Genomic DNA, 15,113 nt, shown 5'->3' with positions numbered 1-15,113 from the left:
CAGACGTTTCATCCGGACTCATCCATAAAAAAACGGAATCACCCAAAGGAGCCGTGTATGAATGCGTAAGAAAAAAGGTTGGATGTTAGGTTTAACGATGTTGATGACAGTATCAAGCCTAGCGATTGTCCCTCCTTCTCCGGCAAGTGCGGATTTTATCGGTTCCACGAACAGAAACTGGATGGAACAAGTAAATGCCGTAAATCCTAATTTTGCAAGCACGACGCTCCGCAATGTTATTCTTCCAGGAACCCACGACTCCGGAACCGGCGTCTTTGATGATGCTGGTTTCGACGAGTCGCTGGCCCCCGATCTGATTAACACGTCTCAAATCTACCAATACGTCATTCCTACAGGCACGGTTAAAAGCCAGTCCAGAACCCAGGATTACAACGTAGCCGAGCAGCTCAATGCGGGTATCCGTTATTTAGACCTAAGGGTTGGTCCGAATCAGTATTTTTCCGGGACCAGCTTCCAAAATCAAGAAACGACGCTGAGAACGATGCACGGTCTGTATGGCGAATACATGGAAAGCGTGCTGCAGTCCACGAAAAACTTCCTGGATGCGAATCCAAAAGAAATCGTCGTGCTCGATTTTCAGCATTTCCATGCTATGTCCAACACAAGTTACACGCATCTGAAGAACCGCATCGAGTATTATCTCGGCGACAAGCTTGTTCCAAAGTCCTATGGCGTCAATACGACGCTCAGCACGCTTTGGAATGAGAACAAACGAGTCATTGTTTATTACGGCACACATAACTACTGGTCCGGCGCAACGTCAAAGTCTTCCGGCCCGGTTCCAAGCCAGTTCATGAACGAGTCTTGGGTATGGGACCGCAGCACGGCGATGCGTTCGGCCTGGATGAACGAGAGCAGTGCCGGCAGCCTGAAACCGAAGCTTGATACAGAAATGAATGCGGCTGCTTCTTACCCGAATCAACTGCATGTGCTGCAAAATGTCGTTACGCCATCTGTGGGAACCTCCGTGTCAAGCGTCGCCGGAGCCGCAAACTTACTCGCGCTGAACGGCCTGCAAAGCGACTGGCAGAGCAAAGGCGTTAACGTCGTCATGCTCGACTTCTTCAATTATAATGATATTGTAAACGTTATCAAAAGGCTCAATATGAAAGAGAAAGATTCCAGCAATACGGAATACGGCGTGTATGTGTACGAACATCCGAACTTCCAGGGCAACTATAACCGTTTCTTCGGAGATGCCGAAATTATTACAGGATTCCGCGTCGGCGACGACACGGCCAGCTCCGTTAAAATCGTAGGTCCTTACAAAGTCGAGTTGTTCAACGATCCGAATTATTCCGGCACAAAAACGGTGTTAACTTCCAGCGTTGCCGATCTGAGCACTCTTGGGGTAGACAACGTGGTAACCTCGCTCCGCGTGGATAAAACCGGCACCGATAACGGCGTATTCTTGTATGAACATACCAACTATGTCGGCAAAAGGACTCGGCTGGTTGCAGATGAGCCCAGCATGGCTTTAACTTATGTCGGCAACGACTCGATTTCGTCCATTCAAATCGTCGGCAACTATACGGTTCAAGTGTTCGAGCATCCCAACTATCAAGGTAATTCATATCAATACAATGTGGGCGGCAGCGCCAGTCTTGGCGGCTGGGGCGATAAAATCAGCTCCATTAAGGTCTTCCCGACCACTAACGCCAACGGCGTATATCTCTATCAGCATTCCAACTATGAAGGATCGTTTATTCAGTTGACGTCCGATGTGTCCGACATGGGAGCAACCGCTCTTGGTCATGATCAGGCTTCATCAATCCGCATTGTTGGTCCTTACAAAGCAGTTGTGTACGAACACGGGAACTATACAGGCAATTCCATTACTTATACTTCCAGCAATTCAAGCTTAGGGGGGTGGAACGACAAAGCCAGCTCAATCAAGGTTCTGCCGGCTTAATAACGTATTAAAAATGACGGTTTACTAGATAAAGATAAGTTGGAGGCGAATAATAAGCAGTAGAGACCTGGAGGCTGAGTGCCGCCAGGTCTTTTTTAACTTGTTAAACCTCGTAAAACTATGATTGCCGCCGAATCAATGGGCTGGCGTCCGCTTCTTGGGCGAATGAGGCTTCTTTGCCTTATTTACCGGCTTTTTCCGGCATTAAGCGGGATGCCGCTTTAAAGGAATGGTGCTATAATCCGCTTTGACTAACTTCCCTGCCGCAAATGCGGGCGGGTGCGAATCTGGCAGCCTGGGGGATACATGGAAGGAAGAGAGGAATAAATGGGAGCGAGACAATGGTGGAGAAGGCAAGAGAGAGAAATGCTTCCGCCGGATCGAAGATTGGGGAAAAACGCGATTATTTCGTTAAGTATCCACGCTTGTTTTCAATTCGGATCTTCGATGTCGGGCCTGTTCCTGAACCTTTACCTGTGGCGGTTGACCCAGGACCTGATCATTAACGGATTGTACAACATCCTGGTATTTGCTATTGCTCCAGCCGCCTTTGCGGCGGGGGGCTGGCTAGCCAAACGCAAGGACCGCATGGTTACTTACCGGCTTGGAATTTTGATGAACGCGTTGTTTTATTTACTCGTTGTTATCGCTCAGGAAAACGTAGCCGAATTTTACGTGTTATTTGCCCTGTTGAACGGGATTGCCTCGGGCTTTTACTGGGTCGGCTTTTTGGTGCTCCAATACGATGTTTCAACCGACAAAAACCGAATTCGTTACCTGGCATTGAATATGATCTCATATAACGCAGCCGGATTGGCAGGACCGGCGCTCGCCGGTTTTGTGATCCAGCGCAGCGACGGGTTGAGCGGATATATTCTGATTTTCTCCTTGGCGTTTATTACGTTTCTTATCGCTGCCATAGTCAGCTTCCGCATTCCGCTGCAGCCCGCCCGCCACAGGACCTTTTACTTAAAGCTGATGGGGCTGCTCATGAGCAAAAACCGCCGCTGGCTTCACGGGCTTTACTGTTTATTCATTTTTGGGCTTTTCCAGGGCGTTATGCTGTTTTTGCCCAATATTCTGCTTTTCCTGACGCTCGGCCGCGAGGATTGGGTCGGCTACTTCGGGGTGTTTTTCTCCTCCTTGATTGTGGCGACGGGATACGTGCTCTCTCGCATGGCCAAAAAGGAGAACGCCCGCAAATATTTTCTCGTATCTTCAATCGGAATAACGTTAGGTTCGTCGCTGCTGCTAATTGAGGTGAGCTTATGGTCGGTCGTACTGTTCATGATGCTGTTCTCGGTGTTCAACCCGCTTGCGATGAATACGCTCACTTCTTATTATTACCGGCTGATTGGCACGCTGCCGCTTAAAGGAGAGCTGCGGGTGGAGTCGGTTATTATGCGGGAGCTGTTTTTGAACGGCGGCAGAATTGTATCCATCTCGATTTTGCTGCTGTTTGCCGGAAACTTGCAGCCGGTTGGCATTGCCGTCGTTCTGGTCGTCCTGGCGCTCCTGCAGTTTCTGCTGCTCAAGCTGGTCCGAGAGGAACAGCCTGAAGCACAGTCATAATGAACGGAATATGAAATTTTTGTATAATAGATGAAGTTCTGGAATAAGGAGTGAAAGAGCAGGTGTGGAAGAACTTTAAAGCTTTTGCAATGAAAGGCAACATTATGGAGCTGGCGATTGCGGTTATTATCGGTGCGGCGTTTGGCAAAATGGTCACCTCGCTTGTCAATGACATCATTACTCCGCTAGTCGGCATGCTGCTCGGGGGGATCAACGTCTCCGGCCTTAAAGTTACGTTCGGAGAAACGGTATTGAAGTATGGGCTGTTTCTGCAGACGATTATCGACTTTTTCATTATCTCGTTTTCGATTTTTATGTTTATCCGGCTGCTGAGCAAGGTTAAACGCAAGGAGAAGGTAGAAGAGGATCAGGGTCAAAAAGAAATTGTGCTCACCGGTGAAGAGAAGCTGCTGATTGAGATTCGAGATCTGCTCCGGGAGCAGACGAACCGGGAAAGAAGCTAGAAAAGAGAATTCGGAACGGCTGGCTGACGCAGGCCGTTCCAGATTCAACTGGGGGCATGCAGGTGAGAGAATCGGATCAGTTAGCGCAGCGGGTGGAGCAGCTGGAGCAGGAGGTTCGGGAGCTGCGCCGCCAGGTGCATCGGTTTGGCCAGCTGTTATTGAACAATGAGCAGGGCAAGGCTGGTCACGAAGTTAACGTGCAGCAGTCCGCCGGACCTTCCGCTCCAGAAAGCGAGTTAACAGGCCGGGAACAGAAGGCAGGCTTGCAGGGAGCTGAACATTCGAGCAGCATGCAGCAGGCAGGCCTACGGATGCCTCAACAAGCGGACAGAGAGGCTCTATCGGCTGCTCCTGGCATGCATGGATCGGAACGGCCTGCGGCGCCAGTAAAGCCGCCACAGCAGCAGACAGACTGGGAGCATGTAATTGCTCGCGTTTGGCTGCCGCGCATCTTTATGATTGTGCTGCTGCTCGGCGTGTTATGGGGCTTTCTTGCTGCAGTTAGCGCCGGGTATATTACACCTGGAGTGCGTTGTCTGCTCGGAATTGCCGCTTCTGCCGCAATGTTAATCGCAGGAGCACGCTGGATGCGCCAGGGAAGCGACGCTCTTGGCAAAGTGCTGCTTGGCGGAGGCAACGGCGTGTTGGTGCTGACGCTTTTTGCGGCCCACATGCTGTACGGATTTATTGGAGCTGGAACAGCTGTCCTGTTATATACGGCGGCTGTGGCGTTGTTTGTGGCGACCGCGCTGAGATACCGGTCGCAGGCTCTGCTGGCGGCGGCAGCGGCAGCAGGCGCGCTTGTGCCGTTTCTGGTCAGTTCGGATGAGCCTAATCTAGCGCTGCTTCTTGGATACGAGTCATTATTCGCCTCGGCCATACTGCTCATTAGCTGGCGCAATGAGTATCGGATGTCTTACGTCATTTCTTATGCGCTGCTTTTGCCTGCGGTATTGATTGCAAGTATGATGTCGGATTCCGAGGTGAACCGCTGGGTTATCGTCGGCGCGCTGCTGCTGCATCATCTGCTGCAGTACGGCTTGTCGTTGAAGGACGCTGCTTTTGCCTCGCGGCCGGAACGGTTCGGGCTCTTGTTTGCATCGTTCGCGATTAATGCCGGTTTACTGCGGCTGCTGCTCGGTCCAATCGAATTCCGCTGGACGGTTGCCATACTTGCGCTAGTATATTTGGGATCCGCATTTATGAGGCGCTCGGCTGGCGGGAAAATAGTCTCGTTGTATGCAATAATCGCAACGTTTGGCGTGGCGCTGCTCGTGTTTGCCATCGCTTCGTCCGATTATTTGGGAGCAACGTTATTGGTGCAGGGAATCTTATCGCTATATCTCGGCATCAAGCTGCACTCGCATATGCAGCAAGCGGCTGGAGGGCTGGTGCTGCTAATCGGCGCTCTGGTTGTGCTGGAAAAACCAATCGAAGCTGCCGGGTCGGCTGCTACGGCGTCATGGGTCATATTGCTCGCAGTGTGGACGGCATTATATTTTCTGCTGCGGCCGCTGCGGCCGAAACAGATGCCAGCCGGGCCGGGCCCGCTTTTGTTATGGAGCGGCGGCGTGCTGCTGCTGATTTTCCTGACGCAGCTTACGCTGGCGTTGGCAGATGAGCTTGCTCCTGACAACCGTTCGCTTGTGCTTTCGGCGGTGTGGGTCGCCTATGCGCTCAGCTTGATTGTTCTGGGCTTATGGCTGACTCAGTCCAAAGTGCGGATGGCCGGCATCGTACTTTTGTTCCTGACACTGCTCAAGGTAATTTTTGTCGATTTGCCGGGCGTATCTGTAGCAGTCAGGGCGGTGCTGTTCATCGGCCTTGGAGCTGTTGGCATCCTCGTTTCCCGGTTTGTTTACCGCAAACAAAAGGAATGAACGTTTGAAAAGGAAAAAGGCTGTCCCATTAATGCCACTACGTGGCTAGGGACAGCCCTTTTTAACGCCGAAGCTCGGTGAAAGGTTCGCGGTAAGGTCGTTTGAAGCCCTTACGGGGCCAAAGTTCGGCGAAAGGTTCGCGGTAAGGTCGTTTGAGGTCCTTACGGGGCCAAAGTTTGGCGAAACGAGCGTCGTAAGGTCGTTTGAAGCCCTTACGGGAGCCAAAGTTCGGCGAAAGGTTCGCGGTAAGGTCGTTTGAAGTCCTTACGGGAGCCAAAGTTCGGCGAAAGGTTCGCGGTAAGGTCGTTTGAAGCCCTTACGGGAGCCAAAGTTCGGCGAAAGGAGCGCGGTAAGGTCGTTTGAAGCCCTTACGGGGCCAAAGTTCGGCGAAAGGAGCGTCGTAAGGTCGTTTGAGGTCCTTACGGGAGCCGAAGTTCGGCGAAAGGTTCGCGGTAAGGTCGTTTGAAGCCCTTACGGCGGCGATGGCTGCAAACAGCAGCTTCGGCTGCGCAGGTTATTCGGCCTGGCTCTGCTCCAGAGCCAGCAGTCTTGTTTTCATGTCCATCCCGCCGCGGTAACCGGTGAGAGCGCCGCTTGCGCCGATGACACGATGGCAGGGCACCGGTATGAGCACCGGGTTGGCGCCAACCGCCGCACCAACCGCGCGAGCGGCCGACGGGCGCCCGATTGCTGTTGCCAGCTCGGCGTACGATCTTGTTTCGCCAAATGGAATGTTCTGCAAAGCCTCCCATACTTTCATTTGGAAGGAAGTCCCCTTAAGCGCCAGCGGCAGATTAAAGGAGGTTCGTTTACCTTCCAGAAACTGCGTGAGCTGGTCCGCATACGGCTGCAGCTGCTCCTTGGATGGCTCAAGCTGCAGCTCGGGCCTGCGCTGTGCGGCCCAGTCCGCCAGCTCCGTAAATTCTCCGTTCAACGAACCGCAAAAAACGAGCCCGTTTTCATCCGCCGCTATATAAAACCGCCAATCGCCGGTTTCAAGCAGGCTCCAGTATAACTGCTGCCGATTATCCATGGGTATTACCTCCTTTGAGCTGCCTCAGCCAGCTTCTGTTTGCGGAACTGCACAGGCGTGCAGCCGGCTTCCTTGCGAAAACAGTTCATAAAATGAGCCGTGCCGTGAAAGCCAGCCTGCCCGCCAACCGTGGCAACGGATGAGGTGGTTTCCAGAAGCAGTTGCTCAGCCAGCCGAATACGCTGCTGTCGGACGAACTGCTGCGGCGTTAACCCTGTCTGCTGTTTGAAGTTTCGATGCAAATGCCAAGGCGAGCTGCAGCCGGCTTGGGCCAAAGCGGCCAGCGACAAATCCCCTTGCAGATTGGTACGAATATACTGAATGACTTCATCGATCCAAGCCTCTCCGGGAATCCGGGAAGGGCGGCGGCTTCGGGCCGGCATCTTTTACAGGAGCGGAATCCGGCATCAAGCGCTTCCCCCGGCGAAGAGAACACGAGAGCGTGATCTCTTTTTGGCGTTCTGGAGCGGCAGGAGTGACGGCAAAAGATGCCCGTTGTCCGAACGGCGTACCAAAAGCTGCTGTCAGCGCCGGCATCGCAGGTTGTAATAGCCGCCCATTGAGCTTCCGTTGGTGCTGTTAACAACCGCTTTGTTTGATCGACTATGCGAGTTCGGTTCATCGCTGACACCTCCATACGACCAGTATATCTTTTTTGCCGGGGAAGAAGGCGATTCTGGAATGAGCGCAAGATTAGATAAACAAATTAATGCCGGACTGATCCGCCTTGCCCAAATAATATCCGACGCCGCCAACTTTAACGCCATCGATCAGCTCTTCTCGTTTCAGCCCCATGACATCCATCGACATCGAACAGGCGACGATCTCGACGCCTTGCTCCTGGGCCGCGCGGATCAGCTCCTCCAACGAGGAAATTCCGCTGCCCTTCATGACGCCTCGAATCATTTTGGCTCCAAGGCCGCCCATATTCATACGCGACATGCCCAGCCGGCTGCTGCCCCGCGGCATCATCAAGCCGAACATTTTGCCGATCAGGCTTTTGTCTGCGGTGATTTTTTCAGGCTTGCGAATGATGTTAAGGCCCCAGAAGGTGAAAAATAACGTTACTTTTTTGCCGCTGGACGCCGCGCCGTTGGCAATAATGAAGGAGGCGATCGCTTTATCCAGATCCCCGCTGAATACGATCAGCGTACTGCCCTCTGGAGTTGCCGGAACCGCCGCCGCTGTTTCCGCGACGCCGGTTGAAGCCGCCGGCAGTTTGCGCAGCAGCGCTTCAAACCTGCTGCCTTCGCGCCCTGCGCGGATCAGCTCGGCACCGTACATCCGGGCCCAGGCTTGTACGTCCTCATAGAATCCCGGGTCCGTAGCGCTAACCTGCAGCAGCTGTCCGGGCTCCAGCCGGTCCATGCTCTTTTTCACCTCAATGAGCGGGCCGGGGCAGGAAAGGCCGCAGGCATCCAGCGTTGCATGAATGATCTCAGGATTGCTTTCCGTATGGATAGCCAATGAATCGGCCTCCCTCCCATTACGGGGGTTATCCGCATGGGAATTCTCTTTTTCCTTTAAAAGGGCTTCTGTTGCTTCCAGCGCTGCCGCCAGCGGGACGCAATGAACGTTAAGTGCTCCCGCGTGTGTATCGCTGCCCGGTGGGCGCAATGCCGGTGAAGCATGCTTCGCCTCAAGGATGGAGGAAGGACCGGATTCCACCTCCAATCCGAACATCCGGTACGTTTTAAAGCCGCCGCTCAGATTGCGGACAGTGAATCCATGCTGGCTAAGAAGACGGGCCGCCGTATACCCGCGCATCCCGACTTGGCAGTAGACCCAAAGCTCCTTGGACGGGTCCAATTCATGGAGCCGCTCCCGCAGCTCATCAACGGGCAGATGGAGCGAGCCCGGGATATGCCCCGACTCATGCTCGATGACCGAGCGGACGTCGATGAGCAGCGTGCCGTTCGGGTTTCTGCGCTCAAGCTCAGGGGCGTGGAATACATGCATGCGGCCCGTTAGTATATTCTCTGCCGTTAGTCCCGACATATTGACGGGATCTTTTGCTGAGGAATAGGGCGGAGCGTAGGCAAGCTCCAGCTCAGCGAGGTCCTGCACAGTGCCCTTCAGCCTCATCAGAGCAGCGATGGAATCGATCCGTTTGTCTACGCCGTCCGCGCCGACAGCCTGCGCTCCGAGAATCAGCCCATCGGGACCAAAAAGCAGCTTAAGCGCCATCGGCGCAGCGCCAGGATAATAACCGGCATGCGATGCGGGGTGAACATAGGTAGCGTGATACGGGATGCCGAGCTGGCGCAGCGTTTTTTCGCTGCTGCCGGTCATGGCGCCGGTAAGATTGAATACCTGGATAATGGAGGTGCCTTGAGCGCCTTTGTAGATGGAGGAGATGCCGCAGATGTTGTCGGCGGCAATACGCCCCTGTTTATTCGCCGGTCCCGCAAGCGGGAAGGCAGCTCTTCGGCTAGAGCCGTACGCGGCAACAAGCACAGCGTCGCCAACCGCATATACGCCGTCCATTGAAGTCTCCATTTGCTCATTGACCCGAATATGACCGCGTTCTCCCAGCTCAATGCCGCTGCTCCGCAAAAACCCCGTATCCGGCTCTACGCCGATCGCCAGCACAGCCAGTTCGGAGCGCACAATCCGGCCGGAGGCAAGCTCCGCCTGCAGAGAACCGTCCTCCAGCTGACGAATTGCCTGCACTTGATCGTTCAAGCAAAGGTTAACGCCGTTTTGTAAAAGCTCATTTTGAAGCAGGGAGGCAACTTCGGGATCAAAGCTGCCGAGCAGCTGTCCAGCCGATTGAACCAGCGTTACCTCAAGACCGGCTTGGCGCAGGTTTTCAGCCATTTCCACGCCGATAAAGCCGCCGCCGACAATCAGAGCGGAACGGGTTCCTTCCCGGTCTACCATAGCTTTTATCCGGTCTGTATCGGCAAGGTTGCGCAGCACGGCGACTGCCGGAAGATCAATACCGGGTATATCCGGCCGAATCGGCTTGGCGCCGGGAGACAATAACAAATAATCGTAGCTTTCTTCGTACTCGGTCCCGCCGCTTGTGCGAACTGTGACTGTTTTGGCGGAGCCATTAACGGCAATGACCTCGCTCCGGGTACGTATATCAAGCCGGTACCGGGCGGTCATCGCTTCCGGTGTCTGTACGAGCAAACGGGAGCGGTCCTGGATGGAACCGCCAATGTAATACGGCAAGCCGCAGTTAGCGAAGGAGATATGCTCATCCCGCTCAAACATAACCATTTCGGCATGTTCGTCCAGACGGCGCAGCCGGGCAGCCGCGGAGGCTCCTCCCGCAACGCCTCCGACAATAATGATTTTTTTGGCGTTCATCACTCTGAATCCTCCTTGAATAAAATACCGGCCAGCTGCCGCACGCGTTCGTCGGCGACCGTATAATTAACTTCCAGGCCAATCCGGTTGGCCTGCACGATGCCGGCAGAGCGCAGCTTTTGCAAGTGCTGAGATACGGTGGATTGCGGCAGGCCAAGGCAATCCTGCATAAAGCTGACGTTGCAGGAGCCTTTGTTGAGCAAACCGTTGACGATGCAAAGCCGCACGGGATGCGCCAGCGCCTTCAACAGTTCAGCCGATTGTTCAAACGATTGGCTGTCCATTTTCATCATGGGATACTTCCTTTCTGCTGTGAATCATTATAACGTAATATTACGATATAGCGATTCAAAGGGCAAGACAGCAGCATTTTCCAAAAGGAATACCTGCTGCCTATGTGGCGGTTAAACGATCGTTATTCAGCGGTTACGCTGGCTCAGCTTTGTTCCGGCTCCTCTGTGAACCAAAGCGGATCGTCGCAATCCGGCTCGCCGTTATAATTAATGAGAATCTCTTCACCGGGAACGATATCGGTATAGGCGTAGAAATCGACGGTTAATTCTTCAAAGTTCAGCTCATAAACCGCATTTGGCGTGTAGGAGTGATTGAACAAACTTCCGTATCCCAACACGAGCGCGCCATGATTCGCCCCGAAGTTAAATACATAATCCTCGATAATCGTCTGCTCGATATGGACATGATCTTCATTTGGATAAGTGACGACAGGGGCTTTGTGGAAAATCTCTCCTTTAGCAATGTTCTCTGTCGCAAAAACGCCTCGTGTAAACTCCCCGGTCGTATGAGGGGAGGTACGGACTTCCAGCATAATAATCGGTCCACCTCTTCTTGAACGTAATAATTCAGTTTAACCCGCAGCTATCGAAACGGCAAATCAGCGCTGTTTCCCTTGACCTATATAGGGGGTGGGGGTATATTAAAGGGAGAAGCATTACACTTGGAGGTTAACGTATGAACGAGCCAGACACTACAAACCATGCGGCGGCGGGTGAGCACAAGGCTGTGCTGAAGCTGACTGGCATGACCTGCGCGGCCTGTGCCTCTCGAATTGAGAAAGGTCTTGGCCGGATGGAAGGGGTCGCTTCCGCCAACGTTAATTTTGCCGCTGAGCAGGCTAACGTCATTTATCATCCCGACACGGTAACCCGTGAACAGCTGGATGAGAAGGTGCAAAAGCTCGGTTACGGCACCGTGCGAGAAACGCTGCAGCTGCAAATTGCAGGCATGACCTGCGCGGCTTGCGCCACGCGGATTGAGAAAGGGCTTAGCCGTATGCCCGGCGTCGTTTCGGCCTCGGTTAATTTTGCAATGGAGACGGCAGCAGTTCAATACAGGCCTGGTGAAACGGACTTGGCCGAGCTTCAACAGAAAGTCGCTAAGCTAGGGTATAAAGCCTCCCTGCAAAATTCCAGCGGCGGCGATCAGCAGCGCAAGCAGGAGGAGCTGCAGCGCCAACGGCTGCGGCTCGTGTTGTCAGCTCTGCTTTCTCTGCCGCTGCTGTATACGATGGCGGCCCACTTCAGTTTTCTTTCGTGGCTGCCTCTGCCGGAGCTGCTGATGAATCCATGGGTGCAGCTGGCGCTGGCGACGCCCGTACAATTTATCGTCGGCGCCCCCTTTTACCGGGGAGCGTTTAATGCTCTGCGGGGCGGCGGGGCCAATATGGATGTGCTTATTGCGCTCGGCACGTCGGCAGCCTATTTCTATAGTCTGTATTTGACGATTATGTGGTCCCTTCAAAGCGATAACATGAACCATGCCGGTCCTGGACCGTCGCTCTATTACGAAACGAGCGCCGTGCTGATTACGCTTGTCGTGGCAGGCAAGCTGCTTGAGATGCTGGCCAAAGGCCGCACGACGGCGGCGATGGAATCGCTCATGGGCTTGCAGGCGAAGTCAGCGGTTGTGCAGCGCGGCGGCGTCGAGCTGACGGTGCCGCTGGAGGAAGTCGTTCCCGGCGACCTGGTGCGGGTGCGTCCAGGTGAAAAAGTGGCGGTGGACGGTGTCGTGGAGGAGGGGAGCTCCTCTGTAGACGAATCGATGCTGACTGGAGAGAGCCTGCCTGTCACAAAAGGTCCCGGGGATAGCGTGACCGGAGCGACCTTGAACAAAAACGGCATGCTGCTGGTGCGCGCTACCCGTGTTGGCAAGGATTCGGTGCTGGCGCACATTATCCGGGTCGTAGAGGAGGCGCAGGGATCCAAAGCTCCGATTCAGCGTGTAGCGGACCGAATTTCCGGCGTGTTTGTGCCAATCGTTGTGGCGGCAGCAATCGTCGCAGCGCTAATCTGGTATTTATTTGCGGCTCCAGGTAATTTTGCCCAGGCGCTGGAAATAGCCATATCCGTGCTTGTTATCGCTTGCCCCTGCGCGCTCGGGCTAGCGACGCCAACATCCATTATGGCCGGTTCCGGACGTGCCGCCGAGCTGGGCATTTTGTTCAAGGGCGGCGAGCATCTGGAGCGAACCCATACCGTTGATACGGTTATTTTGGACAAAACAGGCACGGTGACGGCGGGGAAACCGGAGCTGACGGACGTGGTTGCAATAACCGCCCGCAGCGAGCTGCTGCGCATGGCTGGCGCGGCGGAGAAGCCGTCGGAGCATCCGCTTGCCGAGGCCGTAGTGGAGGGCATCCGGCGGGAAATGCCGGAGCTGCCCGAGCCTTCCGCATTCCAGGCGCTGCCCGGGTATGGCATCCGCGCGGAGGTAGAGGGACGGAGCGTGCTGATCGGCACCCGCCGCTTGATGGAGCAGGAAGGCGTAGACGCTTCTGCTGGAGCGGAGGAGATGGAGAGGCTGGAGATCGAGGGCAAAACGGCGATGCTCGTCGCTCTAGACGGCCGTTATGCCGGCATGCTTGCCGTTGCGGATACGATTAAGCCGGGCTCTGCAGCTGCCGTAAGCAGATTAAAGGCGCTTGGGCTGCGCGTCCTCATGATAACGGGAGATAACCGGCGTACGGCTGAGGCGATTGCCGCCCAAGCCGGTATCGGCGAGGTGCTGGCGGAGGTGCTCCCGGAAGGCAAGGCGGAGGAAGTGCGGAAGCTGCAGCAGCAGGGCCGTATCGTCGCGATGGTTGGGGATGGCATCAACGATGCGCCGGCATTAGCCGGAGCGGATATTGGCATGGCCGTTGGCACGGGAACGGATGTGGCGCTTGAGGCAGCCGATGTTACGCTGATGCGCGGGGATTTGAACGGCATTGCCGAGGCAATCCGCATGAGCCGGCTGACGATGTCCAACATCCGCCAAAATCTGTTCTGGGCGCTCGGTTACAACTCGCTTGGCGTGCCGGTCGCTGCCGCAGGCCTGCTAGAGCCCTGGCTGGCGGGAGCGGCAATGGCGCTGAGCTCCGTATCGGTCGTGGTCAACGCGCTTCGTCTGCAGCGCGTTAAAAGCTCCGATACGGTCTGACTGCGGCGAGAGCTGCAACGGGAGCATAAAGGGGGAGCCTGTGTCATCTTGCGATGACATAAGCTCCCCATTTATGTGTGACAAGAAGGTGCGTGCTAAAGGCGTTTGACGCCCAAAGGAAGCCGAAATTGCAGTCATGCTTCGTCGATGGCGCGTCCGAACTTTTGCAGCAGCTGGCTGAACTGCTCCACTTCCTCAGCCGGCCAGCCGGCCAGCAGCTCGCCGATCCGCTCGGCGCGCTGCTGTTTGTTTTTTTCCAGCTCCTCCGCGCCCGATTTCGTAATGTCCAGGGTATAGGCGCGGCGGTCAAGCTCGCTCGGAACGCGGCGGACGTAACCTTTCTTTTCCAAGGAGGAGGTCTGCCTGCTGATTGTTGAGCTGTCGAGCTTAAACTCCTCGGCTAGCGACTTGACGGAGGACCAGCCGCCGGAGGCAATATGATCCAATAACAAATAGGCGGCCCGATCCAGGCTGCTGTCGCTTTTACGATAGGTCGTTTCCGAAATAAGCTTGCGGATAATATGGGAAAGTTCCATTTCGATCGCTTCCACGGGAAGGCTGCTCATGATGCACCCCATTTCTCACGATTATGTATCTTACATGTACCATGCGCCGCTTCGGGAAGCAAGCTGGCGCATAACATACATTGACAGCATTCATTATAGTTGTATAATACAATTACATTTGATGCAATTGATAGCAGTAGAGAGGTCATTCCACGAGCGGGGGAATCAGGGATGAAAGCTCATGAGATCATGATTCGTCAGGTTCATAAAGTGAAACAGCAGGATACGCTGAGAGATGTAATTGAGAAATTTATTAAATATAACATCAGCGGCCTGCCGGTGGTGAATGAGCGCAACGAAATTGTAGGATATATTAGTGACGGAGATATTATGCGGTACATCGGCCACCGGGAGGATGTCGTTGTGGATTCCTTTTATTATTCGATCGTGATGCGGATGAATGACGGCAAGTATGACGAGCGGATTGAACGTTTGCTGCGCCTCAACGTGATGGAGCTGTCCCGCAAAAAGGTCGTTACCGTCAGCCAGGACGAAGATGTGGAACAAATCGCTGCTATTCTGGGCAAAAAAAGAATTAAAAAGCTGCCGGTGCATCGAAACGGTGTGCTAGTAGGCATCATTAGCAGAGGCGACGTAATCCGCCATTCCTTCGGCTCTTATCTTAACTAAATACTCGTCTTAAACGGTCTGCCCGCCAGCGCGGGGGGCCGTTTTTTTGGCTGTTAAAACAGAGTGATTCCAAAGACCTTTTACACATAACGGAGGTATGGGACGATGGTCCCGTGACGAATTATGAGAAAAGTAAGGGAATTATGAAAGAGTTCTAATTCCCTAAGCCGCATTTTCTCATTTGGAATCTCCAAAAAACCGCGCCAATACTAGGTTTTCCAGATGCATTTGAACCACTCAATCTCTTCGTATTTTTGAAATGGTGCCATTTTGGTGCCTGAA

The 15,113-nt window shown here is 54.2% G+C and carries 12 protein-coding genes and 1 pseudogene; 6 read left to right on the top strand and 7 right to left on the bottom strand.

Annotated elements, in window-relative coordinates; translation table 11 throughout:
- The first annotated feature begins 61 nt into the window (after nt 1-61).
- The 4 genes from M3223_RS04360 to M3223_RS04345 all read left to right on the top strand — a co-directional run bounded on the left by M3223_RS04360 (nt 62) and on the right by M3223_RS04345 (nt 5,849).
- Nucleotides 62-1,933 (top strand): beta/gamma crystallin-related protein, encoded by a 1,872-nt coding sequence (locus M3223_RS04360; RefSeq protein WP_251559306.1) that lies wholly within the window; start codon nt 62-64, stop codon nt 1,931-1,933.
- A gap of 327 nt (nt 1,934-2,260) precedes the next feature.
- Entirely contained in the window at nt 2,261-3,505 is a 1,245-nt protein-coding gene (locus M3223_RS04355; RefSeq protein WP_251559304.1) for an MFS transporter, read from the top strand.
- Between the two features lie 62 nt (nt 3,506-3,567).
- On the top strand, nt 3,568-3,969 hold the full coding sequence (mscL, locus tag M3223_RS04350) for a large conductance mechanosensitive channel protein MscL (RefSeq protein WP_251559302.1): 402 nt from the start codon (nt 3,568-3,570) through the stop codon (nt 3,967-3,969).
- Between the two features lie 62 nt (nt 3,970-4,031).
- On the top strand, nt 4,032-5,849 hold the full coding sequence (locus M3223_RS04345; RefSeq protein WP_251559300.1) for a DUF2339 domain-containing protein: 1,818 nt from the start codon (nt 4,032-4,034) through the stop codon (nt 5,847-5,849).
- A gap of 514 nt (nt 5,850-6,363) precedes the next feature.
- Here the strand turns inward: M3223_RS04345 and M3223_RS04340 are convergent.
- The 6 genes and pseudogenes from M3223_RS04340 to M3223_RS04320 form a co-directional block, all read right to left on the bottom strand.
- Nucleotides 6,364-6,882 carry a methylated-DNA--[protein]-cysteine S-methyltransferase gene (locus M3223_RS04340; RefSeq protein ID WP_251559298.1) on the bottom strand — a complete coding sequence of 173 codons (519 nt, stop codon included), beginning with the start codon at nt 6,880-6,882 and terminating at the stop codon, nt 6,364-6,366.
- Nucleotides 6,883-6,887: 5 nt separating this feature from the next.
- Nucleotides 6,888-7,265 (bottom strand): helix-turn-helix domain-containing protein, encoded by a 378-nt coding sequence (locus M3223_RS04335; protein WP_251559296.1) that lies wholly within the window; start codon nt 7,263-7,265, stop codon nt 6,888-6,890.
- Between the two features lie 47 nt (nt 7,266-7,312).
- A pseudogene (locus M3223_RS24430) lies at nt 7,313-7,504 on the bottom strand (Ada metal-binding domain-containing protein); the annotation flags it as partial.
- 71 nt (nt 7,505-7,575) lie between these two features.
- Nucleotides 7,576-10,200: a DsrE/DsrF/DrsH-like family protein gene (locus M3223_RS04330; RefSeq protein ID WP_251559293.1), complete on the bottom strand. Its 2,625-nt coding sequence runs from the start codon at nt 10,198-10,200 to the stop codon at nt 7,576-7,578.
- Nucleotides 10,200-10,490 (bottom strand): ArsR/SmtB family transcription factor, encoded by a 291-nt coding sequence (locus M3223_RS04325; RefSeq protein ID WP_251559831.1) that lies wholly within the window; start codon nt 10,488-10,490, stop codon nt 10,200-10,202. Before M3223_RS04325 ends, M3223_RS04330 begins: the two co-directional genes overlap by 1 nt.
- Before the next feature lie 146 nt (nt 10,491-10,636).
- A complete protein-coding gene (locus M3223_RS04320; protein ID WP_251559291.1) occupies nt 10,637-11,026 on the bottom strand; it encodes an SET domain-containing protein in 390 nt (129 codons plus the stop codon).
- Nucleotides 11,027-11,169: 143 nt separating this feature from the next.
- Between M3223_RS04320 and M3223_RS04315 the strand changes: the two genes are divergently transcribed.
- Entirely contained in the window at nt 11,170-13,635 is a 2,466-nt protein-coding gene (locus tag M3223_RS04315; RefSeq protein WP_251559289.1) for a heavy metal translocating P-type ATPase, read from the top strand.
- Nucleotides 13,636-13,769: 134 nt separating this feature from the next.
- On the opposite strand, the gene M3223_RS04310 is transcribed toward M3223_RS04315, so the two are convergent.
- Entirely contained in the window at nt 13,770-14,201 is a 432-nt protein-coding gene (locus tag M3223_RS04310) for a MarR family winged helix-turn-helix transcriptional regulator (RefSeq protein ID WP_251559286.1), read from the bottom strand.
- Nucleotides 14,202-14,372: 171 nt separating this feature from the next.
- On the opposite strand from M3223_RS04310, the gene M3223_RS04305 reads away from it, so the two are divergent.
- Nucleotides 14,373-14,831, top strand: coding sequence for a CBS domain-containing protein (locus tag M3223_RS04305; protein WP_251559284.1), 459 nt, complete (start codon nt 14,373-14,375; stop codon nt 14,829-14,831).
- The last annotated feature ends 282 nt before the right edge of the window (nt 14,832-15,113 follow it).

It is taken from the genome of Paenibacillus pasadenensis (assembly GCF_023715725.1).
Taxonomy (GTDB): Bacteria; Bacillota; Bacilli; order Paenibacillales; family Paenibacillaceae; genus Paenibacillus_O; species Paenibacillus_O pasadenensis_A.
This window is presented reverse-complemented; position numbering and strand designations above follow the sequence as displayed.

What these genes read in the sequence shown, in the direction of transcription:
- M3223_RS04360 (WP_251559306.1), top strand. Translation starts at nt 62, where the DNA reads ATGCGTAAGAAAAAAGGTTGGATGTTAGGTTTAACGATGTTGATGACA.
- M3223_RS04355 (WP_251559304.1), top strand. Translation starts at nt 2,261, where the DNA reads ATGGGAGCGAGACAATGGTGGAGAAGGCAAGAGAGAGAAATGCTTCCG.
- M3223_RS04340 (WP_251559298.1), bottom strand. Translation starts at nt 6,882, where the DNA reads ATGGATAATCGGCAGCAGTTATACTGGAGCCTGCTTGAAACCGGCGAT.
- M3223_RS04335 (WP_251559296.1), bottom strand. Translation starts at nt 7,265, where the DNA reads ATGCCGGCCCGAAGCCGCCGCCCTTCCCGGATTCCCGGAGAGGCTTGG.
- M3223_RS04330 (WP_251559293.1), bottom strand. Translation starts at nt 10,200, where the DNA reads ATGAACGCCAAAAAAATCATTATTGTCGGAGGCGTTGCGGGAGGAGCC.
- M3223_RS04325 (WP_251559831.1), bottom strand. Translation starts at nt 10,490, where the DNA reads ATGAAAATGGACAGCCAATCGTTTGAACAATCGGCTGAACTGTTGAAG.
- M3223_RS04320 (WP_251559291.1), bottom strand. Translation starts at nt 11,026, where the DNA reads ATGCTGGAAGTCCGTACCTCCCCTCATACGACCGGGGAGTTTACACGA.
- M3223_RS04315 (WP_251559289.1), top strand. Translation starts at nt 11,170, where the DNA reads ATGAACGAGCCAGACACTACAAACCATGCGGCGGCGGGTGAGCACAAG.
- M3223_RS04310 (WP_251559286.1), bottom strand. Translation starts at nt 14,201, where the DNA reads ATGAGCAGCCTTCCCGTGGAAGCGATCGAAATGGAACTTTCCCATATT.
- M3223_RS04305 (WP_251559284.1), top strand. Translation starts at nt 14,373, where the DNA reads ATGAAAGCTCATGAGATCATGATTCGTCAGGTTCATAAAGTGAAACAG.